This is a genomic window from Pseudomonas sp. GD04091 (assembly GCF_029836165.1).
GTDB lineage: Bacteria > Pseudomonadota > Gammaproteobacteria > Pseudomonadales > Pseudomonadaceae > Aquipseudomonas.
The window spans coordinates 109,366-135,456 of sequence record NZ_JAOEBG010000005.1 but is presented as its reverse complement, the minus strand read 5'-3'; the positions used below and the strand labels follow the sequence as shown (position 1 = coordinate 135,456).

22 protein-coding genes are annotated in these 26,091 nt (G+C 67.5%); all 22 read right to left on the bottom strand.

The genetic code is table 11. The features are described from left to right. Positions 1-12: 12 nt before the first annotated feature. Positions 13-1,563 carry a ShlB/FhaC/HecB family hemolysin secretion/activation protein gene (locus N7422_RS08810; protein WP_347815264.1) on the bottom strand — a complete coding sequence of 517 codons (1,551 nt, stop codon included), beginning with the start codon at positions 1,561-1,563 and terminating at the stop codon, positions 13-15. Positions 1,564-1,629: 66 nt separating this feature from the next. Continuing rightward, on the bottom strand, positions 1,630-2,247 hold the full coding sequence (locus tag N7422_RS08805; RefSeq protein WP_279806190.1) for a transposase: 618 nt from the start codon (positions 2,245-2,247) through the stop codon (positions 1,630-1,632). Between the two features lie 245 nt (positions 2,248-2,492). Next, on the bottom strand, positions 2,493-3,731 hold the full coding sequence (locus tag N7422_RS08800) for a hypothetical protein (RefSeq protein ID WP_279806189.1): 1,239 nt from the start codon (positions 3,729-3,731) through the stop codon (positions 2,493-2,495). 250 nt (positions 3,732-3,981) lie between these two features. Further along, positions 3,982-4,824 carry a CsgG/HfaB family protein gene (locus N7422_RS08795; protein ID WP_279806188.1) on the bottom strand — a complete coding sequence of 281 codons (843 nt, stop codon included), beginning with the start codon at positions 4,822-4,824 and terminating at the stop codon, positions 3,982-3,984. Positions 4,825-4,856: 32 nt separating this feature from the next. Next, the gene (locus tag N7422_RS08790) at positions 4,857-5,276 is read right to left on the bottom strand and encodes a curli assembly protein CsgF (protein ID WP_279806187.1); all 420 of its coding nucleotides are present in this window, start codon (positions 5,274-5,276) and stop codon (positions 4,857-4,859) included. Further along, positions 5,273-5,668 carry a curli production assembly/transport protein CsgE gene (gene csgE, locus N7422_RS08785; RefSeq protein ID WP_279806186.1) on the bottom strand — a complete coding sequence of 132 codons (396 nt, stop codon included), beginning with the start codon at positions 5,666-5,668 and terminating at the stop codon, positions 5,273-5,275. Before csgE ends, N7422_RS08790 begins: the two co-directional genes overlap by 4 nt. Then, on the bottom strand, positions 5,665-6,186 hold the full coding sequence (locus N7422_RS08780) for a type II secretion system protein (RefSeq protein ID WP_279806185.1): 522 nt from the start codon (positions 6,184-6,186) through the stop codon (positions 5,665-5,667). Before N7422_RS08780 ends, csgE begins: the two co-directional genes overlap by 4 nt. Next, the gene (locus tag N7422_RS08775; RefSeq protein ID WP_279806184.1) at positions 6,161-6,535 is read right to left on the bottom strand and encodes a type II secretion system protein; all 375 of its coding nucleotides are present in this window, start codon (positions 6,533-6,535) and stop codon (positions 6,161-6,163) included. Before N7422_RS08775 ends, N7422_RS08780 begins: the two co-directional genes overlap by 26 nt. A 5-nt stretch (positions 6,536-6,540) precedes the next feature. Beyond that, positions 6,541-7,014, bottom strand: coding sequence for a type II secretion system protein (locus N7422_RS08770; RefSeq protein ID WP_279806183.1), 474 nt, complete (start codon positions 7,012-7,014; stop codon positions 6,541-6,543). Continuing rightward, positions 7,011-8,876, bottom strand: a complete 1,866-nt coding sequence (locus tag N7422_RS08765; RefSeq protein WP_279806182.1) for a secretin N-terminal domain-containing protein — start codon at positions 8,874-8,876, stop codon at positions 7,011-7,013. The genes N7422_RS08770 and N7422_RS08765 overlap by 4 nt, the downstream gene beginning before the upstream one ends. Next, positions 8,873-9,379: a hypothetical protein gene (locus tag N7422_RS08760; RefSeq protein ID WP_279806181.1), complete on the bottom strand. Its 507-nt coding sequence runs from the start codon at positions 9,377-9,379 to the stop codon at positions 8,873-8,875. Before N7422_RS08760 ends, N7422_RS08765 begins: the two co-directional genes overlap by 4 nt. Then, positions 9,379-9,930 (bottom strand): type 4a pilus biogenesis protein PilO, encoded by a 552-nt coding sequence (pilO, locus tag N7422_RS08755; protein ID WP_279806180.1) that lies wholly within the window; start codon positions 9,928-9,930, stop codon positions 9,379-9,381. Before pilO ends, N7422_RS08760 begins: the two co-directional genes overlap by 1 nt. Further along, complete coding sequence (locus tag N7422_RS08750; protein WP_279806179.1) at positions 9,917-10,459, bottom strand: PilN domain-containing protein; 543 nt, start codon at positions 10,457-10,459, stop codon at positions 9,917-9,919. The genes pilO and N7422_RS08750 overlap by 14 nt, the downstream gene beginning before the upstream one ends. Position 10,460: 1 nt before the next feature. After that, a complete protein-coding gene (locus N7422_RS08745; protein ID WP_279806178.1) occupies positions 10,461-11,243 on the bottom strand; it encodes a hypothetical protein in 783 nt (260 codons plus the stop codon). Continuing rightward, positions 11,224-12,942: a GspE/PulE family protein gene (locus tag N7422_RS08740; RefSeq protein WP_279806177.1), complete on the bottom strand. Its 1,719-nt coding sequence runs from the start codon at positions 12,940-12,942 to the stop codon at positions 11,224-11,226. Before N7422_RS08740 ends, N7422_RS08745 begins: the two co-directional genes overlap by 20 nt. 57 nt (positions 12,943-12,999) lie before the next feature. Next, positions 13,000-13,533, bottom strand: coding sequence for a response regulator (locus N7422_RS08735; protein WP_279806176.1), 534 nt, complete (start codon positions 13,531-13,533; stop codon positions 13,000-13,002). A 238-nt stretch (positions 13,534-13,771) separates the two neighbouring features. Next, positions 13,772-14,413: a SurA N-terminal domain-containing protein gene (locus tag N7422_RS08730; protein WP_279806175.1), complete on the bottom strand. Its 642-nt coding sequence runs from the start codon at positions 14,411-14,413 to the stop codon at positions 13,772-13,774. A 45-nt stretch (positions 14,414-14,458) separates the two neighbouring features. Then, positions 14,459-15,982 (bottom strand): ABC transporter substrate-binding protein, encoded by a 1,524-nt coding sequence (locus N7422_RS08725; RefSeq protein WP_279806174.1) that lies wholly within the window; start codon positions 15,980-15,982, stop codon positions 14,459-14,461. A 4-nt stretch (positions 15,983-15,986) separates the two neighbouring features. Beyond that, positions 15,987-16,643, bottom strand: coding sequence for an SCO family protein (locus N7422_RS08720; RefSeq protein ID WP_279806173.1), 657 nt, complete (start codon positions 16,641-16,643; stop codon positions 15,987-15,989). Further along, positions 16,640-17,293 carry an SCO family protein gene (locus N7422_RS08715; RefSeq protein ID WP_279806172.1) on the bottom strand — a complete coding sequence of 218 codons (654 nt, stop codon included), beginning with the start codon at positions 17,291-17,293 and terminating at the stop codon, positions 16,640-16,642. Before N7422_RS08715 ends, N7422_RS08720 begins: the two co-directional genes overlap by 4 nt. Then, positions 17,290-19,269, bottom strand: coding sequence for a cytochrome D1 domain-containing protein (locus tag N7422_RS08710; protein WP_279806171.1), 1,980 nt, complete (start codon positions 19,267-19,269; stop codon positions 17,290-17,292). The genes N7422_RS08715 and N7422_RS08710 overlap by 4 nt, the downstream gene beginning before the upstream one ends. A gap of 758 nt (positions 19,270-20,027) precedes the next feature. Beyond that, complete coding sequence (gene mnxG, locus N7422_RS08705; RefSeq protein ID WP_279806170.1) at positions 20,028-25,877, bottom strand: manganese-oxidizing multicopper oxidase MnxG; 5,850 nt, start codon at positions 25,875-25,877, stop codon at positions 20,028-20,030. Between the last annotated feature and the right edge of the window lie 214 nt (positions 25,878-26,091).

The following is a 26,091-nucleotide window of genomic DNA, read 5'->3' as shown; positions in this document are numbered from 1 at the left end:
CCGGTCAGTGAGTCAGAAGGTCGCCTGCACGCTGAAGTGCACACGGGAATCGTTCTTGTCGGTGTTGGGGCCGTCCTTGAGCGGCACGGCCCAGTCGAGGCTGCCGGACAGCCAGTCGTTGAGGGTGGCGCGGGTGCCGATGCCGACACTGGCCAGGCTGTAGCTGTCGTCCTGCTCCGGCAGGGCATCCTGCAGGCGCAGCTGCGCGCCTTCGGCGAACAGGTAGAAGCGCCAGTCGCTGATGTAGCTGCCGACATAGCGGCCCAGGGACGGCGTGCGCAGCTCCTGGGAGAACAGCGCGCCATCGTCGCCGGTCCTCTCCGCCGCCAGGTAGCCGCGCACCGACGTGGCGCCGCCAGCGGCGAATTGCTCGTTCGACACCAGCGGGCCGGAGGCCAGCTGGAAGGCCAGCTTCGAGGCGCTTTGCCAGGTGCCGGCGAAGTCGAAGGTGTAGCTGGCGTCGCCCTTGACTGCGGCGAAGCTCGAATCGGCGCGGTAGCGCTTGTAGTCGAACGCCTGATCGTCGCTGCCGTAACCGAACAGGCTGCGGGTGCCCGCCACCAGGCTCAGGCCAAGGGTCAGCTGGTCCTGTTCGGTGAAGCGATAGCCGTTGTAGCCCAGGGTGATCGGTGCGTACTTGAGCGGGACCTTGTCGCGGCTGCCGCCCAGGCCGACCTGCTCGTCGAAGTCCTTGAAATCCACGCCCATGGACAAGGCATGGGCCCAGGCACCGACGCCCGGCAGGTTGTAGATGGCCGACACACCGTACGAGTGGCCCTTGCCCAGCACGTTGGTGCCGCCGACCGTGGCCACGTCGCTGTCGGACTGGTAGCCGGAGAATTGCAAGGTCCAGCGCTCGCTCAGCGGCATGGCGTAGGCACCGGACCAGACCTCGGCGTTGTTGCGGTCCTCGGGCGCCGTGAACCAGGTCAGCGACACGCTGTGGCCGGCCTGCCAGAGGTTGTTGTAGCCCAGGCTGACGACGCTGCGCAGTTTCTCGGTGTCGGCGCTGTGGTCGTTGTTCAGGCCCAGGCTCAAGGTCCAGGGCTGCTTGTCCTCGACCTGCAGGTCGACATCCATGGTCCCCGGGCGCCGGCCCTCGCGCACCAGGGGCATGACCTGACGGCCCGGGGTGCGGTTGAGCGTGGCCAGTTCGTCCTGCACCTTAGCGAAGTCGGGCACCTTGCCCTCTTCCAGCGCCGGCACCTGCTCGCGGATTTCCACCGGCGAGTAGTGCTTGGCGCCGACCACGCGCACCCGGCCGACCTTGGTCTCGGTCACCTGCAGGTAGACGATGCCGCCCTCGACCTTCTGCTCCGGCAGTTCGACGAACACCGACTGGTAGCCGCGGGCCTGGTAGCTTTTCTGCAGGGCCTCGCGGGCCCCCTCGAGATCGGCCAGGGTCTTGTCCGGACCGAGGTACGGGTATACCGCCTCTTCGATGGCCTGGGCGTCGAGCAAGCTATTGCCGCGCACCACGTACTCGTTGATTTCGACCCGACGGTCGGGCTCATCGGCGGCCACCGTGGCCGCCAACAGGCACAGCAGCGCCCCTGCGCCCACGCCGCATCGCTTGAAGAACAAATGCTCCACACCGCCCCCTTACAGAGCCCGTAATCCGATTGGTTTCTAGTGATGGTGGTCAGGCGAACCCTGACCTTGATGACGTGCCAGCCAGCTGTGCAGCAGCGCCAGGTTCAGGCTGAACTCGGGCATCGCCTGCAGGCTGGCACCCAGCACCTCGTCGACCATGCGCTGCAGCAGCGACACCGCCATGGCGCTGCCCAGCAGCACGCCAAGGTCGTGGCTGAACAGGCTGAAGTTCCACACCCGCGACTTCAGTTCCAGGCCGGCGAACCAGCGAAACAGCAGGTTGTAGTTGAGCTGTTCGTAGAGTTGCTTCTCGCTGGGCACCGAGTAGAGAAGCTGCAGCAACAGCACGTGCATCAGGGTGTGGGGGGCGATGATCATGCCTTGCTGCTCGGCCAGCTGCGTCAGCGCCGCCTGGTGCTCGTCCAGCAGCGCCTCGATGCGCGGCCTGAGCTGCGCCAGCGAGTGCCCCGGCGGCACGCAGCTGGCCACCTCGCGCAGCGCGCCCTGCCAGTCTTCCTGGGAGACGATCCAGACCCAGGGCGCGCCGTAGCGGTACACCGACACTGGTTGCTTGCGCGCCGCCTCGACGATCTTCGCCAGACGCTGGTCGAGCTCCTGCATTCCCACTTTCGTGTAGCGTTCCATAGTCCCCATCGCCCCGCTCCCCGCGTGCTCCGACGGCGCGCCTGGCCAGTTGGCCAGGTGCCTTGTCCGTGTTCATGGCTTTGACAGAGATGGCGCTTTGCTACCGAACTTTTGTCATGAAAGGTTCATCGGCGAAGCGGGGACCGGGCGCGCGGCTTCCAATGCCCGGCGCCCGCGGAGGATGGGTGTGCCTGCGACTGTCGCGACGGGCTCGGCGACGCCGTCGCGAATGAGCCCGTCACGCAGCACGGCGATTACTTTTCTGGCAGTTCCCGCACGTTCAGGTTGTCCAGCACCAGCAGGCTGCCGTCGTGTTCATTGTCGATGTTCAGGGTGAATGCCTCGGGCCCGTCGATGATGAATTCCTGCCTGCCATAGTGCATCTCGCCCAATTCGTCTTCGTACAGGTCCACCTGGTCCTGCCCGATGGCGGTCTGCATCGAGCAGTAGGTGTTGCACCCCCAGGAGAAGCTCACCAACCGACGCCCGGCGCCCTCCAGCACGAAGCTGATCGAGGCGTCCGCCTCCAGGTGCTTGCCCGTGATCAGGCCTGCGCTCTTCTCGTGCGGCTTGTCACTGACACCGCGGTTACGCGCGCCCAACCTGAACTCGACGCCATGGCTGGTCACCTGGTTGCGCGGCCCGATGGCCTGGTCCTCGAAGTCGATGGACGGCGTAGGCGTCGGACGGCCCGCCGCCTGGTCCTGAGGGAGGTAGCTGAAGGTCATGCCGTCGGTCTTTTGCGCCGGGAACGTCACCCGCACCACAGGCAACCACTGCTGGTAGCGTTGCGCGTAGCGGATCTGGTTGTACTGCGCCTTGGCCAACGCTTCGCGCTCGCCCTCGACGTAGAAGAACGAGTGCACGGGAAGCTCGCCACCCTTGCCCCTCGCCCATACCGGCAACAGCACCTCGTTGTTGATCGCCCAATGTGCCTCGGACATCCCCGCGCGTGCCTGGATCGCGGTCTGGAACCACCTGGCCGCGGCGTCCGGCCGTTGGCGCAGGTCCCAGCCGCACACCCGGTAGTTGTTCGCCTGCGGATAGGCGCCCAGCCATTGCTGCGCCGTGTCGATGCCCAGGGCCATGCAGGTGTCGGTGGTGCTTTCGAAACCGGTGATCGGGCCGCACCCGTGCAACGCCGGGCGCTGGTTGGTGTTGGCATTGATCGGGAACGTGCACAGCACGTTCAGATCGGCGATCTTACCAGCCGGCACCGCCTGGGGCGGGTACAGGAGCAGGCCGTTCTGGTTGCCGAAGGGATTGCCGAAGTTGTTGTCCCGGCGCACCCAGGAGAAGGCGACGCTGCCTTTTTCAAGCTGGCCGTCGGTGGGTTCCCAAGGCAGGAAATCCGGGCTGCTGGAGGTGGTGCGCAAGGCCATGCCGCTGCACAGGTAGGCAGGCTTGTCCGGACCGCCGCAGTCCTCGGTGGTGCTGTTGTACCAGCGCCTGAGCTCGCTGACGGCCTGCCGGCCGCGCGCGTCGAGCTGCATCGGTGAAGACGTGGCCGTCAGGCCAGGCGGTGCTGTCGAGCTGCATGAGGCCAGGGTCAGAAGCAGCGTAAAACCAGCAAGGCATCTTGCAGCCAGGCAGGGGGGTTCTTTCATGAAGCACCTCGATCGCAGGGTGTGGGCAGGCATCTGTCGGGCCATTTACCCATGCGAAAAAAACCGGTGCTACTGACAGAATTACCAGGTTCTCACTCGGCACCACATACCATAGGGCCACGCCCGTGGCCGCTGCTCACGGCTGCTGGGACTGACTCAGGTACTTGTCCAGCATCGCCTTGTCTCCTGCCCCATCCCCCGCCACCTGCCACAAGCGCCGCTCGATGCCCTGGGCCAGCAGGTGCCCCACCGCCGCCTCGATGGCCGACAGCACGCACAGCTGCGCCGGCTCGTTGGTGGTGTAGCCCACCTCTGCCTCCAGCAGCTTCTTGAACTCGATGAACTTGAACACCCCGGCATTCTGCCCCACCGAATAGATGGTCTTGCTGGTCATCACGTTGGCCAGCACCTGCCCGGTGCGCACATCCACCGCGCGCAGGTTGACCGTGACCTGGTCGACCCGGTACTCGCGGGAAAGGCCGATGCCCAGATAGCGCGCGCCCTCGCCACCACTGCGCACGTTGGTGTCGTAGGCGATGATGCCGCCCTCCAGCATCAGGTTGGCGGCCTGCAGCGGCGGCAGCTCGCCCTGGATGTTCTCGGGTACATCGGCCTTCTTCTGCGAGGCGCGAATGATCTTGCGCTCGGTCAGCAGGTTCTGCAGCCCCTCGCGCTCCAGCACCACGAACCAGCCGCTGGCATTGAGGGCATCCATCAGCATGCTCGCCGCGCCCTGGGTGACACTGGTGGAGAACGAGCTGGCCGGGGTCGGCTTGTATTGCCCGGTCTGGTCTCGGAAACCATAGACCACCGCCATCAGTCGGCCACGGGGCCGAGGCAGGTTGACCAGGTCGTAATAGGTGGAGGCGCGAGGCGTCAGTGTGGGCGTCTCGACGTCCTGTTCGGCGGGCATCGGCTCACGCAGGCCGCAGCCTTGCAAGGCGGCGAGGATCAGCAGTGTGCTCAGCAGGCGTTTCATGGTGTTCTCTCCCCGGTAAAGACCCGTCCCTCTCAGGGGTTCAGGCCGCTGACCTCGATGATCGAAACTTCGCCGGTGGCCCGGTCGGTGACCTTGATGCTCAACGCGCCCGAGTCGTCGATGACGTCGATCAGGAAGGCATCGGTGGCCATGCTGCCGGTCCTGCCGTTGCCGATGTTGTCCAGCAGTTGCCCGAGCAGGCGCGATTCGAGCTGGTTGCTGAAGCGCTCCAGGGCCGAGGTGCCGGTGAACGCCGAGGCCCGGTCCTTGAGGTCTGGATCGTCGTAGTCGTTCTGGGCCTGGGCGTTGTTCAGCAGGTAGGCACCGTTGAGCGGGTTGCCGCCAAAGGCCGGGTTGACTGGGGTATGCACCAGCTCCGTGGCCAGTACCTGGCAGCTGAGGCCGATGGCCAGCAGGCCGGCGGCGACACGTTGAGGCATCGGGTTGCTCATAGCTCGTCCCTCTCCAGATCGGTTGTGTCCTGCAGCAGCCGTTGCAGCTTGCGCTGGATGATCTGCTGCCTGACCAGGTCGGCGGCCGCAATGGCCTCGTCTTTGAGTTGCGTGGTGCTGGGCGGCAGGAAGCGCCGGTACACCACCTCGCGTTCGTACTCCACCGTCACCAGGCTGCCCCAGCGGGCATCCGGGCGTTCGCGCACCACCAGGTTGAAATCCAGCCGGCTGGTGGCGTGCAGCCGGTCGCTGAAGGCGTGATAGAAGTCGTGGCCGATGTGCGAGATGGTGTTGTCGACGATGAAGCCCATCATCTCGTCCTCCTCCCCGGCCCGCGCCGGCCCGTGCAACAGGACCAGGCACAGGCAGAGCAGTACCCCCAGGCGGCTCATGGCGCGTCTCCCGGGCCGCCGTGCCGGCGGGCGCCGCTGGCGCTCTCGGCGAAGGCCTGCTCGGCGACGAACTGCCAGTCGCTGTAATGCTCCAGCCCCTCGAAACCGCTCCACTGGGCATCGAAACCGCTGCGTTTGCGCGGCGTGGCGCGCGAACGGCTGTACACCCCGGTGATGCGCCCATCGACCGAGCGCAGCAGGCCCCAGTCGTCAGCGCCGCCGAGCGGGTCCGGGTACAACCTGCGCAGGTGGCGTTGGGGTGAGGGAAAACGGTTGTCTTCCAGCAGTTCGCCCAGGTCCCGCGGGTACTGCGCCAGGCCGGGCGAGGCGCGGTAGTAACTGCGCAGGGCCTGGGCGTACTGGCCACCGACCCACAGCAACTGGCGCTCACGCTCGCGCTGCACGCTGGTGGCCCACAGGCTGCCGGTGGCGGCCAGGGCCACACTGCTGACCGCGATCAGCAGCAGCACGCCCAGGTAGGTGAAGCCCGCTTCACCATTCGGCATAGAGGCTGCCATCGCGCGCCCTCCCGGTGGCTCCGCTCTTGATGTCGGCAACGCCACCCGCCACACCCTCGGGGGGTGGCAGCAATTGCCAGGCATCGCGGCGTTCGGTGATCGGATCGAGCGGTGTATTGCGCAGGTAGCGCTGCTCCACCAGTTGCTCGAGGGATTCGGGGTAGCGCCCGGTGTCGCCGTAGTAGTGGTCCAGGGATTCGCGCAGCACCGCCAGGCTCTGGCGCAGGGTGGCCTCGCGAGAGGCCTCCAGGCTGTTGAAGTAGCGCGGCAGGGCGATGGTCATGAGGGTGGCGATGATCGCCATGACCACCAGCAGCTCGATCAGGGTGAAGCCCTTGCTCGGTTTCATCGCCGTCACCATTGACCGTAGGGAATGCTGTTCAGGCCCTTGCCGGGCGCCTTGGAATACACGTCGAACACGTCCTCGCCTTCACGTGGGTTGTCCGCGCCACTGTCGTAGGCGCGCAGCCCCCAGCCACCTTCATCGTCAGGCTTGGCGCTGCGCAGCGGGTCGTGCGGGATGCGCCGCAGGAAATAGAACTTGGCCCCCTTGGCGCTGCGCACATCGCGCACGCCGTCCACCAGCACCTGCAGGTTCGGCGGGTAGCCGCTGGCGTTCAGGCGCTTCTCGATGTAGCCAGCGTCGAACGCGCGCTTGTAGGCATCGATGGCATCGCGGATCTGGTACAGGGCCTCGCGCAGTTGCTGTTCCTTGCCACGGCGCACCACGGTCTCGGTCAGTGGCGCGGCCATGCTGGCCAGCAGCCCGAGCAGCGCCAGGGTCAGCACCACCTCGATCAGGCTGAAACCCCGCTGCCGACGTTTCATGGCCGCGCCCCCACGCCGGCAGGCACCGCCGCCACCTGACCTTGCACCAGCGGCGCCTCGCCCGGCACTTCGGCGGGCGAGGCGCTGGCGGGCACCGGCTGGGCCAGTTGGCGCACCTGCAGGCTCGATTCGGTGCCGGTGGCGAACTCCATGTCCGACGGGCTCTGGTACGGCAGGTTGCGCACGATGCGCGGGGTGATGGCCAGCACCAGCTCGGACTTGCTGGTCTCGTCATGGTTGCTGCCGAACAGCCGGCCCAGGCCAGGGATGTCGCCCAGCCCCGGGATCTTGTTGCCGTTGCCGGTCTTGTCGTTGCGCACCAGGCCCGCCAGCACCTGGGTTTCGCCATCGTGCAGGCGCAGGGTGGTCTGGGCGTTGCGGGTGTCGACCTGAACCGGGATGGTGCCCTGGCGGGTCGCCTCCAGCGGCGTGGCGTTGCTCACTTCCAGCGCCACCTTGATCGCCACCTCGTTGTTCAGGTGCACCGTGGGCTGGACTTCGAGCTTGAGGCCGACATCCAGGTAGGTGACGCTTTCGGTGATCACCGGCCCCTGGGTCGAGGGCACCGAGGTGGCGCTGATGATCGGCACGCGCTGGCCGATGTGGATGCGCGCCTGCTCGCGGTTGCTGACGCGAATCACCGGGCTCGCCAGGGTGTTGATGTCCTTGTCCGCGGCGTTGATCTTGGCCTGCGGGGCCGGCGCGATGCTGATGCGGCTGGAGTTGATGCCGCGCAGCTGGTCGAGCACGCTGACCGGCTTGCCGTCGTTGCTCAGCAGGCCGAAGGTGTTGGGCCACTGCAGGCCGAGGTCGAGGATGCGCGAACGGGCCACCTCCATCACCTCCACTTCCAGCACCACCTCGGGGTTGGACTGGTCCTGGGACTGCAGCAGCTTCTCGGCCATGCGCACGGCGTCGGGGGTGTCGCGCATGGTCAGGGTGTTGAGGCGCTCGTCGACGAACACGTCACGGGTCTTGAGCATGGTCTTGACCATGTTCAGCGCGGTGTTGGCATCGATGCTGGTCAGGTAGAAGGTGCGCATGACCAGTTCCTGGTAGTCCTTGGTCTTCTGCGGCGAGTCCGGGTAGATCAGCAGGGTGTTGTCGTTGACGATCTTCTGGTGCAGCTGGTTCTGCTCCAGCAGCAGGGCCACGGCATCCTCGATGCGCACCTCGCGCACGAAAATGGTCGCCTTCATGTCCGGGCGCAGGTCCTTGTCGAAGATGAAGTTGATGCCGGCGACCTGGGCCAGCACCTCGAAGATGGTCTTCAGGTTGGCCTCGCGAAACTCCAGGGTGACCGGGCGCTCCAGCTTGCTGCGCAGCTGCGGATACGGCGTGGCGGTGCGCGCCTGCACGTTCTCGATGTCGCTGCGCAGGATCTGGCCCTTCTGGTTCTGCGGGTCCAGGCGCAGCACTTCGCGCATGTGGCGCTCGGCACCGAACAGATCGCCCTGGCGCAGCGCCGCCTGGCCGAGGGCGACACGGTCGTCCAGGGTGCGCATCAGCTCCAGCTGGCGGATGCCCTCCTGGGCGCGGCGGTTGTTCGGCTCCAGGGTCAGCACCCGGCCATAGCCCATGCGGGCGCCGGCGAAGTCGTGGCGGGTGCGGTCGCTGTCGGCCTGGCCGAGCAGCGCCTCGACGGCGGCCTGACGGCCATGGGCCAGGGCCAGGTTCAGCTCGGTGTCGCGCGGATCCTCGCGCAGGGCTTCTTCGAGGCGGGCGATGCCGGCTTCGTACTGCCCTTCCTTGATCAGGTCCTGGCTGTCCTTGCGCACGGCGCTCGAGCCACATCCGGCAATGGCCACGCACAGGGCCAGAAGCACGAACGGCGCAGGCTTGCACAACTTCGACGGTTTCATGGCGCGCTCCCGACAGACAAGGTCTGTGGCTGGTGCAGTGGCAGGTAGACCAGGTTCAGCTCGGTGGCCGAAACGTGGTCCAGACGGTAGGTGTCATCGATCACGTCGCCTTGGCGTACGACGTAGAGCTTGTCGCCGCTCTGCAGGAAGACCTGCAGGTCGTCGCGATCGTCCAGGCGGCCGATGAACTGGAAGGGCAAGGCCGGAGCCGTGGGCGCGGCCACCACCGGGGCGGTGACCACGGGTTGTTCGGTGACGGTGGCCAGGGTTTGCGTCGGGGTCCATTGCTGGCTGGGAAACAGATCTCTCAAAGGCCGTGCCGGTCCTTTCGCGGCTGAAGCCGCTCCCACAGGCTCGGTGCTCGCCGTCGCCCCTGAGGGAGCGGGTTTACCCGCGAATGGGGCCACCGCGTCTTCTTGACCGAACCAATGCCCCGGTGCCCAGGCGAGCACTGCGCTCATCCCCAGGAACCCGGCCCATGTCACCGCGCGCTTTGCGTTCATCACGACCTCGACAGGTAAAGGGTCATGCGCACACGACCGGTCAGTTCCTGGTCACCGATCCGCTTGCGCTGCAACTCCAGGTCCTCCAGCACCAGTGCCGGAAGCTGACCGGGCAGTGCCTTGAGAAAGCCGCGGATCTGCGGGTAGCTGCCCCGCACCGGCAGGACGATCTGGTAGCGCGCCAGCTGGGTCTTCGGGTCCACGCCCAGGGCATACTCGCCACGCGCCAGGCTGATGCGCTCGGCGCTGGCCAGCTGGTACAGGCGCTCGATCAGCTCGCTGGCCTGGGGCTGGCCCGGCAGTTGTCGACGCAAATCGTCCAGCACCTGTTGCTCGGGCCTGGCCTGCACCTTCAGCTCGCCCCGCGCCAGGCGCTGCACCTGGGCACGGGCATCGGCCTCGCTGGCACGCAGCTCGCGCACGGCCTGCCACTGCGGCAGCACGAGGGTCACGGCAACGGCCAGCGCGAGGCTGCCGACCAGCACGGCGGCCTGCCCTGCCCGGCCCAGGCGCCGGGCCGCTTCGTGAACGATCAGGCTAGGGACGCGCATGGCCGGTCTCCCAGGTGGCGGTGAGGTTGAAGCGCACTGGATGCTCGGGTTGCCCGCTCATCACTTCGTGGTTGAGCAGCGACACATCCGACAGCGCCTCGCTGCGCTCCAGGCGCTGGTGGTACTGCAGCATCGCTTCGAGGTTGCGCGCCTCGGCGCTGATGCGGACCTGGCCCTTGCGCGCATCAGGGGTGAGGCTGAGCAGCGCGACATCTTCCTGGGGCATCGCTTCGAGCATGGCGAACAGCTGCTGCCAGGGCCGCTGCAACTGCTGCGAGACACTGCGCATCTGCGCCAGGCGCTCGGCCTGCTCGCGAACCACCGTGCCGCTTGGCACAGCGGCGCTCGCCGGGCGGCGGCCGAGCTTGAGTTCGAGCTGGTGCACCCGCCCCTCCAGCGCCACCTGTTCGCCGACCAGCCGCTGCTGGACCAGCACCAGCAGCGCCAGCACGGCAGCGGCCACCGTCAGCAGGGCCCAGGCCAGCGGGCCGCTGCGCCGGGGCTGGAATTCCAGGTCGAGGCGGCGCATGTCAGGCCACCGCCCGCCACATGGCGCACAGCGGGTCGGCCTCGGTGGCCGGCGCGCACAGCTGCACCGCCGCGATGCCGGCCCCAGCGGTGCGTCCCGGTGCATGCAGGTACACCCGGGGCACCTGCTCGCCGTAGAGCTCGCAGGTACGCTCGATCAGCGCCTGCAGGGCCTGGTCGCTGTCCGCGCAGCCCTGGGCCAGCACCTGCTGCCACAGGCCGCCGGCGGCCAGCAGCAGCACGCTGCGGCGCGGCTCGGCGAGCACGAACAGAAAGTCGCCCTGGGCCAGCTGCGCCGAGCAGCGGTTGTAGGCCGCCATCAGGTAGGGCTGCACCGAACGCAGGCTCAGCCGGCACTCGCGCCCCAGGGCCTGCAGGCCCTGGAGCAACGCCTCGGGCAGCGCGGTGGCGATGCGCGCGGCACCGGCCGGCTCCGGCGACAGGACGATGCGCCAGTCGTGCAGCACCTGGCCATAGAGATTCTCGAAGCAGGCCCGAGCATAGGCCTCCAGCTCGCGGGGATGGCCGATGGCCTCGCTCCAGGGCACCAGACAGAAGCGGCTGTAGCGCGCCGAGAGCAGCACGCGCAGTTGCGCGCCACGCACCGCGTGCTCGCCCAGCAGGCCAGACAGCGCTTGCAGGGCCGCGGCCCACGCCGGCTGGGCTGCCTCGCAGCTGAAGCCACGGCTGCCCAGCCATTGATGTTGCTGGCCGTGCCAGCGACCCAGGCCGACACCTTCGGCGCCGAGCACCGCGCAATACCGATCAGGCGATAAATGTGACACGGTTGATCTCCTCGAGAGTGGTGCGGCCAGCGCGGACTAGGTCCAGGGCCGAGGCACGCAACAGGCGCAGGCCGCGCTGGCAGGCCAGTTGCTTGATCTGTGAGAGCGGGCGCCGTTCGACGATCATCTGCCGCAGGTCGTCGTCCAGGTGCAGCAGCTCGGCAATCGCGCTGCGCCCGCGGTAGCCACTGCCACGGCACTGGCCGCAGCCCTGGGCCCCCACGAAGTGCCAGCCGGCGACCCCGTCACGGCTCAGGCCGGACGCGGCCAGCAGTTCGTCATCTGGCTCAGCGGCCACCACGCAGTGCGGGCAGGCCAGGCGCACCAGGCGCTGGGCCAGCACGGCGTTGAGCGCCGAGACGAAGCTGTAGGGGTCGACCTGCATCTGGCTGAAGCGGCCGATCACATCGAACACGTTGTTGGCGTGGATGGTGGTGAACACCAGGTGCCCGGTGAGCGCCGACTGCACGGCGATCTGCGCGGTGTCCGGGTCGCGGATCTCGCCGACCAGGATCTTGTCCGGGTCGTGGCGCAGGATCGAGCGCAGGCCACGGGCGAAGGTCAGGCCCTTCTTCTCGTTGACCGGGATCTGCAGCACACCGGGCAGCTGGTACTCGACCGGGTCCTCGATGGTGATGATCTTGTCGGTGCCATGATTGATCTCGCTGAGCATGGCGTAGAGGGTGGTGGTCTTGCCGCTGCCGGTGGGGCCGGTGACCAGGATCATGCCGTAGGGTTCGCCGGCCAGCCGGCGCAAGGCGCGCAGGGTCTGCTCCTCGAAGCCCAGGGCCTGCAGCTGCACGCCGCTGACCTGGTCGGCCAGGTCCTGTTTGTCCAGCACCCGCAGCACCGCGTCCTCACCGAAGATGCTCGGCATGATCGACACGCGGAAGTCGATCTGCCGCTCGCCGATGGCCACCTTGAAGCGGCCGTCCTGTGGCACGCGCTTCTCGCCGATGTCCAGCTCGGCCATCACCTTGATGCGCGAGATCACCTGCTCGGCGAACGCGCTGCCGCTGGCCTTGCCGGCGCCGTTGAGCACGCCATCGATGCGGTACTTGATGGTCAGACCCTGGCCGGTCATGCCCAGGTGGATGTCACTGGCATGCAGCTTGAGGGCGTCGTAGAGCGTGGAGTTGACCAGCTTGACCACACGGCTCTGGTCCTCGCTGATGCTGGTCAGTGACAGACGTTGCAGCGGATCGGTCTCGCTGCTGGCCTCGGTGTCCTGGCCCAGCGCGTCGACCGCGTGAAAGCTCTCTTCGTGGCGGGCGAGAAACGCGGCCAGGTCGGCTGCATGGACCAGGTACAGCGCCAGGCCCTGCAGGCAGTCGTCGATCCAGGCCAGACGGGCGCTGTCGAAGGGATCGGCGAACACACCGACCTGCTGACCTTCGTGCTCGACCAGAGCGAACTCGCGTTTCAGGCACTGCGCCAGGCTGACCCGTTCGAAGGCCGGGGCGCAGGCGAACAGAGCCTGGGTGGCCAGCACCGGGTAATGCAGGGTGGCGGCCAGGCGCTGGGTGAAGATGGCGGGGGTGTCGCTGCAGAGGCGCTCCAGGCAGGCCAGCAGGCGCTCTTCACCGGCTTGCTGGCGGGCCTGGGCCAGGAGGTCGCGAGGATAGGCGGCAATCTCGGGGCAAGCCCGCTGCCGCGGATCCGCGGGTGCCGGTGAATCTGCATCGAATGCCTGGGACATGGCCTGCGACTCCGCTCAGGGGCGGCGTCGCAGGCTTCGGGGTAGCCGCGGGCGCCGCTATTCCCCGGTGAGCAGTTGATCGTTGTCAGCTTCGGGAGGCTTGGCGCCATTGCGTCGGCGGTCGGCCAGGACCCAGCTGCCATCGTACAACTGCAAGGGGAACGACTCGTTCCTGTTCTGGCGTCGTTCGACGAACCCTTCGGCCGGCGTGTCCGTGGCCCTGCGCTGGCGCTCGATGCCCATCAGGTCGAAGACGGCGCGGGCCAGTTCCATCAACGGGAACGGCTTGAACAGGACATGGGTCACGCCCAGCTCGGCGGCCCGCTCACGGACCTCGGCGGTCGGGTGGGCGGTGATCAGCACGAAATGGCACGGCCTGTTCCTGCGCACGGTCTCCAGGACCTGAAATCCCTCCATGTCGGGCAAGCGGTAATCCAGCACGATCACGTCCGGTGCCAGGCTCTCGGCCTGATCGATACCACTGGTACCGTCATGGGCGAGATGGACCTCCAGGCCTTGCGCCTGCAGATACGCCTGCAGATTCTGCGCAAGGGTCTGTTCGTCATCGACTACCAATACTCTGTTCACCAAGGTCCACTCCCATGAACTGCCCGGTTTCCCGGTCTGCGAAGTGCGGCCTTGTAGAGGCTTGAGCAGGCTTCGTGCCAGGCATTAAAAGTCATTGCGCACCGCTTTCAAGTCGTTGATAACGATGGAGATTGTCACCCATCCCGAACTACCCGGCCGCCAGTTTCCCCAGAACCGGGGAAACTGATGGCACTTTGCCAAGTCGCGATTCCCCAACACTGGGGAAACCCCAGGCATCCCCTCAGTCGGCGCGCTCCACTTTAGCGGATTCGCGCAAACGTTGGCGTACCGACTGCCGCAGCTGGGCCTGCAATTGCGCGACGAGCGCCGCCCGGGCCAGTTTCAGGTCAGTCTCAGGTGAGACAGAAGTGTTATCGCTTTGGTTCTGCATGGTTTGGAGTCTTTGCCGGTTGGCCTGATGAAAGGCCAGCACCTCGGCCTCGCTGGGCGCCCGGACCTCGGTCAGCCGGGCATAGACCTGTTGCGCCGCCATCTCACGTCGAGTGTAGTCAGCGAAGCTCGCGCGATCGAAACCCGCCTCGCCCAGGCGGCGCTCGAACACCGCAGGGCTGGCGAATGCCGCTTCCATCTCGCCGACTCGTGCCACTACCTGCGCGTCGCTGATATCGATGCCCTGACGTCGGGCCTCCTGCCAGAGCAGTTCCTTGTCGATCAGCTCATCGAGGGCCTGTTCGCGCAGGCTGCGGTACAGGTTGGGATTGCGGATGCTGGCCACCGCCCTGCCCTGGGCCTGGAGGTATTCGGTGAAATAGCGCTCCAGGCGCAGCACGCCGATCTCCACCCCGTTGACCCGGGCTACCGGGGTATCGGCGTGGCTTGCCTGGGCAAGCAGCGACAACAGGCAAACAATCAGGATTCGCATGGCAAGCTTCTCCCCTCATCGATGCATCAAAGGCGCACACACCACTCATGGGCTCTGCGGCACCGGGCGATACGGCGCCACCTCGGTGTAGGCCGGCCCCGGCAGGCTCACCTTCACCACATGGGCACCGGCCATACCCTGCCGGCGCCCAGGGCCGAAGCCCAGCAACGGCGTGAGTCCGGTGTCGACATCATGCAGCCGCTCCAGGGCGTCGAGCAGTTGCTCGCGGCTGGCATCGCGCCCGACCTGCCGCAAGGCCTCGACCAGCAAGCGCCACGCGCTCAAGGTGCTGACCTGCAACGATGCCTGCCGCGCCTCGAGTCCTTGACGCTGCTGCACACCGGCCAGGGTCGCCCGCCCTTGCGCCGTCCAGTCGCCGGGCACGAAGGGATAGGCCAGCAACACCCGCTGCGACCACACCGGCGCCAACCCCGGCACGGCTCCGGCCACCTGGCCCGACACCGCGAGCAGGTAGGGGTGGCGCCCGATCGCCTGCAGGCTGGACGCCAGCTCGGCGAACGCCTGGGCGCGCCCGACGAAGACAATGCCCTCACCCTCTGGGGCCTGACCGGTGAAGGCTTGGGCGGGCGCGACGACAAAGCCCAGTTGACGCATACGCCCAGACACCACCTGCGCCACCTCGGCCTGGTCTTCGCCGGCGTGGACCACCCGCAGGGCATCAGGGGCCAGGCCGAGCGCGTCACGGGCATGCAAGGCCACGCTGAGCAATTGCTCGGGCACGCCCGGCAAAGGGTCGAACACCTGTGCGTTACCACCACCGCGCGGCGTGGCCCCGATCAGCGGCAGGCCTGCCTGTTCCAACTGACGACCGTCGAGCAGCGGAGCCAGCGGCGCGATCAGCGCAAAGATCCGCTCCTGCCGTATCAGGTTGTCCAGCGCCTGCGCTGTACTGCTCGGGTCCAAGCCCGGATCGCGCGCGATCAGTTGCAGGCGTCGGCCATGGATCCCACCCTGCCGGTTCAGTTGCTCGATACCGTCTTCCAGCACCGCCCGCACCGTGCGCCCGGCCTCGGCCAGCGGGCCTCGTTGCGGCAACAGGGTGCCCAGGCGCAACGTGCCCTCCTCCACGCCCGGATCATGGTCTTCGCCCAGGCGCTTGAGATAGGCGAGCAGGTTGCGCTGATCGGCCAGGCTCAGGTCGAAGCGAGGCATGGCCGGGTCCAGGCGGTTGCCGGCGGGGTCGATGCCACTGCGGATGACCCGCGCCAGGCTCGCATCGCTGTAGGCCGGGTAGCGTCGACTGTTGCTCTCGCGCTCAGCCGATCCGAGGGCCAGGCGCTGCCAGTCCAGGTTCGGTGGGCGCACCCCGCCTTCGCTGCGGCCACGGCCATCGTTGCCGTGGCAGCTGGCGCACGGCAGCACGCTGGCCGGGACGCTCATGTCGCCAGGCCCCACCCGGGCCAGCAACTGGGCGTCGCTGCTGGAGACGCCTTCGCGGTAGAGACGTTTGCCGGCCTGCTCCTGCTCGTTCAGTTGCGCCGCCTGCGCCGGCCCCCACAGGCACAACCACAGCACGAGCAGGACCAACGCGGGAGCGGGCTTGCTCATGATGTCAGCGCCCCGCCAGCGGCTGGGTCAGCAGCTGCATGCGCTGGGCGATCGCCACCGGCGGCGCGTCCGGGCGGATCTTGCTCCAGCGCTTGCCCGCCACGTCACCGGCAATCAACTGCGTGGAGTGCTGCTCGGGGCTGGGCAGGAACTGCCCCAGGCGTCCGAGCACCAGGCCGACACTGGCCTTGTCGCCGGTCAGGAACAACCAGTTCGGCCCGTCCACGCCCTGCTTGCGTGCAAACGCCTTGAGCACCTCGGGGGTATCGTTCGACGGGTCGCTGCTCACCGAGACGAATGTCACCCGCGCCGCCAGCTCAGGCCCCATGGCCTCGCGCACTTCGCGCAGCTTGCGGGTGATCAGCGGGCAGGCGTCGTTGCAGTGGGTGAAGATGACATTGAGCATCACCACCCGGTCCTTGAGCACATCACTGTAGAAGCGCAGTTCGCGGCCATCCTGGTCCTTGAGCACGGTGTCGGTGAACCAGCTCTGCGCATCGCGGGTGCCGGCGCCGCTGAGCATCGGTTGCGGTGCCGGTTGCGGCGCAGGTGCATGCCCTTCATGGGCGACCGCCACCGAGGCGAGGATCCACAGGCAGCCGCCCAGCACCAGCCAGTCAAGGCCGCGCATGCCGCCATGGCGCGAAGTTCGCGCGTTCATGGCTGCACCTCCTGGCCGGCGATGACCGTGCTCTTGGCATGCACCCGGCGTGCGCTCAGGCGGTCGATCTCGCCGAGCAGCACGTTGGGATCGGTGAAGCCGTAGTAACGGGTCCAGTGCCCGCTGCGCCCGTCACCGACCAGGATCAGCGGCGGGTGCTCGGCGAGGTTGGCGCTGAAGCTGCCCAGCCCCTTGAGCGTTTCGCTGATGGCATAGGGCGAACCGGTCAGCCAGCTCCAACCCGGGCCATGCTGGAATGCGCGAGCGTAGCCGGCCAGGCGCTTCGAGTCGTCGCGCTGCGGGTCCACGCTGATCGACACCAGGCGCACCTCCTCGCCCACCCGCCCGCCCAACTGCTGCTGGACCTTGCTCATGATCGACGAGACCACCGGGCACACCGTGGTGCAACGGGTGTAGATAAAGCCCATCACCACCAGATGGTCACCCACCAGGTCTTGCTCCAGGCGCACCGGCATGCCGTCCTGGTCGAGCAGCGACACATCGGCAAAGCGCACGCTGGCCTTTTCCTGTCGCGCGGCGGGCGGCTGCTCTGGCTTGCCGCCATGATCGTGGCCGGCGTGGGCCAGCGCCAGCTGGCTGGCCAGCAGCAGGCTCAGGCCGAGCAATGTTGAGCCATGAAGACGGTTCATCGCACACTCCTGGGTTCCCCTTGGGAAGCGGTGGGCGCCAAGGCGTCCGGCAGGACGCGCAGGCTGGTGTAGTTTTCCTCGGTGAAGGTGCGCCCGAGGCTGGGCGACTGCAGGTGCAGGTACCAGGCGCCGGCCTCGGCCAGCTCCAGCGGTGCCTGGTAGATCCCTTCGCCGACTTCCGTCAGCGGCACATTGCGCGGCAGCGAGGAAGGTGCCAGGAAATAGCGCAGACTCAGGTCACCCAGCCCCACGCGCGGCTTGCCATCCTCGGCCAGGATGCGCACCCGGGCCAGGTAGGGACCGTGCCGCGACAACGGCTGATCGGTGCCGAGGAACTCGGCGCGCACGCGCTTGCGCTGGTTCGCCTCGGGCAGCGCCGCCACCTGGGTACTGAAACAGTGGATGATCTGCGGCTGGTTGAGCAGGAACGCCACGTCGAAGGTACCGGCCGCCGGCAGTTTCACCGTCGAGCCGTACACCCCTGGCGCCACCTCGCGCAGGCTGCGGTCGATGACACGGGCCGCGCGGGCCTGGTGGCCACGGTTGTTGTAGCCGGACATCGGCGCGTTCATGCCCTCGGCATAGAAATACGTGGTGTTGTCCACGGGGTTGACCACGAACACCGAATTGTCGTCACGCGCCACGCTCAGGCCCTGCGCCAGCGGCAGGTCCCCCGCCTGGCGCGGTGCCGCGGGGCCGGCCTCGAAGCCCTGGACGATGGCCTCGCGCCCCTGCCCCAGGCTCGCCAGGTTGATCATGCTGACCTTCGGCGAGGCCAGGCCGCGCACATAGGCATAGGCCTTGGTGAAGGTCAGCTGGTAGGGCTCGGCGGCCACCGGGATGCGCTGGATCAGCTGGTCGTTGCTGGCATCGATCACCAACGCCTGGTTCTCCAGGGTGTTGAGCACCACGCCAAAGCGGCCATCGCCGCTGAAGCGCATCGGCCCCAGACCCGGCTCGGCCTTGACCGTGTGGCGTGGCAGGTGGCTGCGGGCATCGATCACCCGCACCGTGCCCTCCTGGCCATCGACCACATAGACCGCCTGGGACAACGCCGAGTACGCCACCGACAACGGGTGCGGGCCGACCTCGAGGGTCTTCACCAGACGCATCTGGGCGATGTCGATCACGCTGAGGGTGCCGGCATCGCGGTTGCTGACGAAGGCGTGGCGCGAGTCGGCGCTGAACGCGATCTCGTGATGCCCGGACCCGGTGACGAACGACTTGAGCAGCGTGCGGCTGGGCACGTCGATCACGCTCACCCCGCCCTTGGCCGGGTCGCTGCTGTTGTTGCCCACCCACAGTTGGCGCTGGTCGGGCTGCAGGGCGACCCGCAACGGCTGCTCGCCGGCGTCCAGCGTGGCCACCCGGGTGAAGGTCTCGGTGTCGATCAATGCCACCTGATTGCGCTCGGGCATGGACACGAACACCAGCTTGTCATCGCCCGTGGCCACCCAGTCCATGGGCCGGCCCGGCAGGTCGATACGTGCCAGGGTGCTGGTGATGCCGCCCACCGACACCGTCGGGTCGATCACTGTCAGGCTGGCGTCCTTGTTCAGCACCAGCAGGAAGTAGCTGTTGAGGTCCAGCAGTGGCCGGGCACCGATGCTGCTCTTGAGGAACAGCGCCACGCGTGCCTTGCAGCTGCTGTCGCGATCGCCGTCCGGCGCCGCTTGCGCCGGGTCCAGCCAGGCACCGGGCGCCATGCCCGACAGCGGCTGGCCGCTGGCCTGGTCGCTGACCTTGAAGCGGATCGTGGCGAAGTCGCCCTCGCGCAGCTCGCCGCCGCTCAGGGGGCGGGCCTCGAATTCGACGGTGACGCCGTCGCGGCTGAGGGTGTGCAGGGCTTGCGGATCGCTCGCCTGTTCGAGCAGTTCGCGCGGGTCGCACCAGAGCTTTTCGTAGGCGACGCCCAGGCCGATCAGCGCCGCGCCCAGCAGCAGCCCGAGATACGCCGGGCGCAGTGCGCGGTTCATGCCCGCGCTCCGCTGGCCGGGTTTTGCGCGCACGGGGCGGCGCCTTCGAGCGGGATGATCATGCTGCACCTCCACAGGGCTCAAGGGGTCTGTGGAGGGTGGAAGCAAGCGCTATGCCATGAAAAGTATCGTTCTAAATCAGATAGTTGGATAAACAACCCGAGAAAATTGGGGAGGCTGCCCCAAAGCCGGGGGCGCTTTGTGTCCCGTTCGCGGCGCGAGGGGCGATCGTGAGCATGAACAGCAGCCCGGCGAGACTAGACGCCCCCGCAATGAAAAAACGCTCGCAGGGTGTTTGGGGAGTGGACTACAGAAGAAGCGCTGAGATCTGATTCGCCTGGCTGGGAATGACCGCATCAGGAGGGTCATGAGCCTGTCTTTCGAGCGCATGTGGGCGACCAGGTGCCGGGCTATTGGTTGTGCAGCGCCTGTGAGATCGAGCGCCGCCCGCGCGGCGCATCGCCGGCAAGCCGGCTCCCACATCTGTTTCGGGCCAGTTATGCCTGCGCCGCCGCGGCTGTACGCCTTGTTGGTATGGCGCGGTTTCAGCGTGGGCACCACTGCCGTCCCACCTGTTTCAAGGCCTGCGCCAAGGCGGACAGCGATAAGCTCACAGGATTGACTGGCCCGAAACAGATGTGGGAGCCGGCTTGCCGGCGATGCGCCGCGCGGGCGGCGCTCGATCTAATAGGCGCTGCAACTCCCTCGACGAACACCGGGTGGCCTCCCCCAATCCCGCGTCCGGCCACCAGGCGTCCTCACTGCGCCGGAGCCGTGGCCGGCGGCGCCTCGTTGGTCACCCGCAAGATCCCCCACAACCCCGACGCATTGCCGTACGCCGCATAGTCGCGGAACAGATAATCCCCCGGCACCGCATTGGCCCCGCCCGCACTGAGCAGCATGAAACTGAAGTGCGCCGCCGGCAGCACGCTCTCCTGCGCGCCCACGTACATGGCCATCGGGTTGTAGCCGAAGCGCACCGAGCCAATCCCCGGCAGCCCCATGGGGTAGCCATGCACATCGCTCTTCTCGGCCTGGTAGTTGTGCAACGGCCACAGGTGCCCGTCCAGCTGGTAGGTGATGCCGCGGCTGCCGCCGCTGGGCATCAGCACATGGCTGCGCGCCGGCTGGCCGGGCTTGGCCCAGAGCACCGGGGTCTGCGGATCGCCGCCGACCAGGGCGTTGCTGTAGGCCATGTGCGCGTTGGGCACATCGGCGAAGCCGAAGCCGTCGGCATGGCCGAACGGCGCGTCCGGCGCCAGGCCGAAGCGCAGCCACAGCGGCTCGGTCTTGTAGTTCATGGCCATGTTGCCGTTGTCCTTCGGATCACCGGGTACGCCGTTGCCTTCGGTGGCGATGCCTTCCACCGGACGGCCATCGGCCCAGCGCATGTTCAGCGAGCGCTGCCATACGGTGACGAAGTCGCGGTAGTCGGGCTGGCCACTGACCTTCACCGTGGCCTGGGCGCGGCTGGCGGCGTCCTCGGTCCAGGTGGCGCTTTGCGGCAGCACGCTCATGGCGCCGACCAGGCCTTTCTGCGGCTGCTTGATGACATCCGCCGGGGTCAGGTTCAGGCCGCCGAACTCGATGGCGGTGGTGTTGATGTTGTCCACCGTGCGGCCCAGCTGCAGCACCGGTTTGCCTTCACGCTCCAGGTGCCCGGCGTAGTACTGGTACACCTTGCTCGGGTAGGCGCCGCTGCTGCCGGCGCGCGGTGGCACGGTCTGCACCGGGTTGAGGCCGACGTTGACACCGTCCGACTTGGTGATGTCGTAGGCCAGCAGTTGCGCATGCAGGCCGACGTGGCTGGACGGACGCATCAGGTTGTTGTTGAACGCCGTGGAGCCTTCGCTGCCCGCGCGGTCGCGCTTGACCACGTTCTGCATCACCGCCGTGCTGGGCAGGTCCGGCATCACCAGCGGCAGGCGGTTCTCCAGGGTGATGCTGATGCAATCGCCAGCGTTGGCCCGCAGCACCAGGGGCTCGACCGGCACGCCGGCCTTGAGCTTGCCGGTGCTGGCATCGAGGTCGGCCTTGCGCACATAGAGCACCGCGGTCGGATCGTGCAGCGGCGAGCTGTGCCCTCCGACGGTGAAGGTCGTGCCGTCCTCCTCGTCGGTGACCGTGGCCATGGGGATATCCACCTTGCGGCTGTTGAACACCAGGGTGCCGCCGTTGGCCTTGAGCGCGCCGCCCACGTGCTGGCCGATGCCGGCCGGGTCGTTGATGCTGACGCCATGACGGTTCTCGAGGATGTCGTTGGCCAGGGCCGCGACCACCTCGTAGCTGCGCTTGACCGTCGGCCGGGAGCCGATGCCATTGGCGTTGGCCGTGGTTTTCGGGCAGATGCCGTCGAAGTTGACAGTGTTGCGCATGGCCACCGGCTGCGGGTTGTTCGGCAGGGCGAACAAGTCGGCGCGCTGGGCCGTGTAGTTGCGCATGATGCCCCAGATGCCGTTCCAGTAGCCTTCCAGGGCGGCGTCCAGCGAGTACAGGTAGTCGCCGTTGGTGGCGGCGGAGCTGGAGATCATCGACACCGGGGCCATGAAGCCGAGCTGCTCGGAGATACCGACCATCTGCGACGACTTCCACCCCGAGTTGGAGCTGTTGCCGAAGCCCGAGCCGTTCTGCAGCCACTTGACGCCGTGCAAGGTGACGTTGTGCTCCTCTTCGTGGCCACCGGCATGCATGCGCAGGCGCACGTTGTCGCCGGAGTAGGTGCGCAGCATCGGCGTGAACGGGTCGCCCGGCTCCGTGCCCTTGTTGACGTGCGGTGGGAACAGCGTGGTGCCGCCGGTGGGGCCGGTGGCCTGGGTGATTGCCGAGGGCGCCAGGTTCATCGCCGGGATGGCGCGGTCGGTACGGCTCTGCATGGCATAGGCCAGGTCACCGCCCAGGCCGTCGGCCTGCATGCCGCGCTTGCCGTCCGGGCCGACCTTGTTCGGATCGAACACGCGCAGGGCCAGCGGTTCGTTGCGGTAGTTGACGACGAACATGCCAGGGTCATCCACCGAGATCGCCTGTGGGCACGGACGGCTCGGGCACCCCAGGCTCAGCCCGCCACGGGACTCGACCACCGCCTCGAGCAGGGTCGAGGCCTTCTGCCGTACCGGCGGATTGATCGCGTAGCGGAAGCTGTCGGCGGTGGCCGGATAGGCCTGGCCATCCGGCACCCCGTTGGGCCCGGCGCCCACGTACACGCCGGCTTCATAGGCGTGCTGGAAGTCGCTGTATTCGAGGAAGAACTCGCGGTAGCTGTCGTTCCTGCCGTCACCGTCGTGGTCGCCGGTCTGGATCACCGCCTGCCACGAGGTCGGGCCGCCGTCCTGGCGGGTGGCGGGGTTGTACAGCTGCTCGCCGGTCTCGGCGTGGTACCAGCTTGAGCCAGCGGGTTCGGCCAGCACGGTGGCGTACAGCCCCAGCTGCTGGTGGGTCGATGGGCCGAGGTGGTCATGGGTGAAGATGGTGCCCAGGCCACGATCGACGTTGTGCACGTTCACCAGCGGGTCGGCGAACCAGCGCTGCATGGCCGTGCGCGCGCCCAGCCAGTCGGCCCGGCCGAAGCGCCCGAAGTACGGGTGCTGCTTGGCTTTCGGGCAGGCGGCGGTGCCGTCGCGGGGGTCGCCCTCGCTGCAGCCGTTGAAGCTGCGTATGGCATGCACGCGCTCGACCACGCTGCCGGGCGAAAGCACGCCGTCCTCGTAGTTCCAGCCGTTGGCCGAACCGTCGGCGGCGGTCAGGTCCCACTTGGGCAGGTGGATATGCTGGCCGATCACGTCGGTCGGGGTGCGCACCTGGTAGTCGTCCATCTCGTAGAACGAGGGGATCAGGTTGGTCTGCGCGTACTGGGTGCAGTCGAAGGTGTTCATGCGCATCACCAGCGGCTCTGGCGGACGCTGCTTGGTGATCACCGGCCAGGCGTCCTCCCACAGGGCGAGGATGCGGGCCTGCGGGAAGTGGTAGCCGACCTTGTTGTACACCGCGTCGAACTGGATGTTGGCGGCCTTGTAGATGCGCGGTCGGTCGGCGGTGAAAGTGGACGCGCCACGGAAGCTCATGCCGGTGAGGCTTTCACCGCTGACGAACTCGCCCACCCCGGAGCTCTGGGTCAGGCGCTTGCCACGGTCATCCATGCACGGTTCGTAGTACGGCGCACCCGCCGTCGGCAACGCGCCGTTGGTGCGAAAGGCCTTGGCCACCGGCTGGCTGCCCGGGATCAAGGCGAAGCTGGGGTGCTCGGCCTTGGCGTGGAACTGCATGGCGGCCTGCTCGACCTCGGTGCCCTCTTCCGGCAGGTAGATCGGCTTGGCCTTGTGCACCACCTTGGAGAAATCGAGCCGGGTGGTGGTGGTCACCGCCTCGCCGCCCGCGGACACGCCGTCCAGCGCGTGGCGGCCGAGGCCACCGTCCCAGCCGTCCACCTGGTTGGGGTCGAGGTTGGCCCACAGCGCCTTGCCGCTGTCCTTGAGCTGGCGCGCCAGGACCGGGTCGAGCATGTCCAGCGGCGGGGTCGGCGGACGTTGGCCGACGCTGCTTTCCATGCCGCCGATCCAGAAGGGATAGCCAGGGTTCTTCAGGCTGCCGTCGGCGTCGCGGTTGGTCTCGCTGCGGTCGACCAGGGCAAGCGAACCGACGGCGCGCGGGCTGGCGGGCTCATCGGAGTGGTCATCACCTTGCTCCTGTTCGGCGTCATCGTCATGTCCGGCGACCAGCGTCTCGCTCAGCTTCGGCACCACGGTGACCTTGCCCGGCATCGGCGCCATGGCCTTGCCGGGCAGCGGCACGATGGCCGGGATCGGCGTGCCGGCGACGATCTCGCCATCGGGCAGCGCCCGGGCGCCCTGGGCGGGCTTGCCACTGCGCAGGGCGAACGGCGTGCTGTGAAAACCATTCTCGCCCTCGCCGCTGACGGCCAGACGGGTCCCCGGCTCGAACACGTCGTGCACCCGCCACATGGCCCACATGCCCTGGGCGAAGTGCGGGTAGAAGTGGCAGTGGTAGATGGCATCGCCCGCCACGCGGTTGCGGTTGCCCGAACCACCGTTGGCGATCTCGTAGGTGTAGCCCACGCCCGGGCCGATGCCCTGGGCGTCGATGTAGTCGGAATTGTCGTCGTTGGGGTTGAACAGCCACTGGTGGCCGTGCAAGTGGAAGATGTGCTGCTCGTGGCCATTGTGGGTGTTGCGGAACTTGGTGAAGTCGCCGATGTAGCTGTGGTGCACATTGGCAGGCTCGGCCGGGTACAGGGCCATGGTCGCCTTGACGCCGGTGGCGCTGGCCGGCGGGGTCTCGCCCGGGCGGATGTGTTCCAGCCCGACGTTGGCCGGGATGTCCACCAAAGTGCCGATATCGCCGACGGTGTGCGCGCTGAGGAAGAACTCTTCATAGGCGCAGGACAGGCAATCGTGCATCGGCCCGACGCCCAGGCGGTTGGCCACCACTTCGGCGCCCATGCCGCCGGAGCCGTAGTTAATCATGAACGAATCGCGGGTCGGCTCCAGCACATGGCCCATCACTGGGTCCGCCCAGTAGCCGGGGAACGCCTGGGTGGCGGCCACTTCGTCGGCGAACTGCGAGGCGAAGTCGCGGAACGCCTCCAGCCGGTTGGGCAGCGCCGGGTTGCGCTTGCCGACGCTTTCCAGGGGGTAGGTGGACTTGGGGAAACTGCCGTCGGGGTTGGGGCCCATGACGATGGCGTCGGTCTCGCTGCTGAGGATCTCGTTGCCGTCGACCATGGCGATGATCGGCTTGCCGGCCTTGCCTTCGGCGATCCACGGCTGGACGTCGGGGTAGCGCGCCTCGTAGTCGATCACCGGTTGGCCGGTGGCGGTGCGCCCGGTGGTGGCCAGGCGCATTTCCTCTTCGGTCAGCGTGTTGCGGTAGCTGCGTCCGGCCTTGGGCAGCACCACCACCTGGCCGAACAGGCCGTTGGCGACATTGCCCGCGCCGCCCTGCCCGCCGAAGGTGGCCCCCTGGCTGGTGACGGCGAAGGCGCCTTCGCGCTCGGCGTACAAGGTGTAGCTGCGGGTACCGCCCGGGGCCACCAGGAAGTTGCCGTTGCGCCCGGTGTTGGCGGCGATGTCGGCGATGCTGTTCACCGCCTGCAGGCCGTTGACCTGGAAGCCCACGTGGCGATCGCTGACCTGCTCGTCGGCGACGAAATTCTCGTTGCCGGCGTTCTCGACCTCGGGCCCCTCGTCGTCCTCGCCTTCGACCTCGTTTTCCTCGGGGTCGATCCCGTGCTTGTTGGGGTTGGCCTGGTAGGCCAGCAGGTTGGTGAGATTGACCGTCAGGCACTCACCGGCCGCCACGCGCAACACGATCGGTCGCGGGCGCTTGTCCGGGCGCAGGGTGACCTTGCCCGGCACGGCGGCGCCGCCCTTGCCCAGGGGCACCAGTCGCTCATCCACCACGTCGTTGCGCAGGGCGAACATCATGCCGTTGGCGTTCTGCGCGCCAAGGCGGTTGAACATCAGCGGCTGGTCCAGCGCCACCACGTTGGCCACCAGCGTGCGCTGGCACTGCACGGCCGCCTCGCTGGAGACCTGCCAGCCGAGCAAGGCCAGCAGGAGGGTGGACAGGACCGGGCCTTTGCGCGGGGTCGACATGGGGCACCTCCGGTGGGCGCAGGGACTCTGCGAGGAGGTGAGCAAGGCTTATGCCATATATTTTCTCTTTTTATTTCAGGTGCTTATGTGAAACAGACCAAGCAATTGGGGGGGATGCCCCACGCCCGCCCCCCGAATCGGGGATCGTGCCCAGTGCTTGCATTCTGCCTGCACTCACCTATACCGAGGTGGCATCACTGCAGTCTTTGCAGCC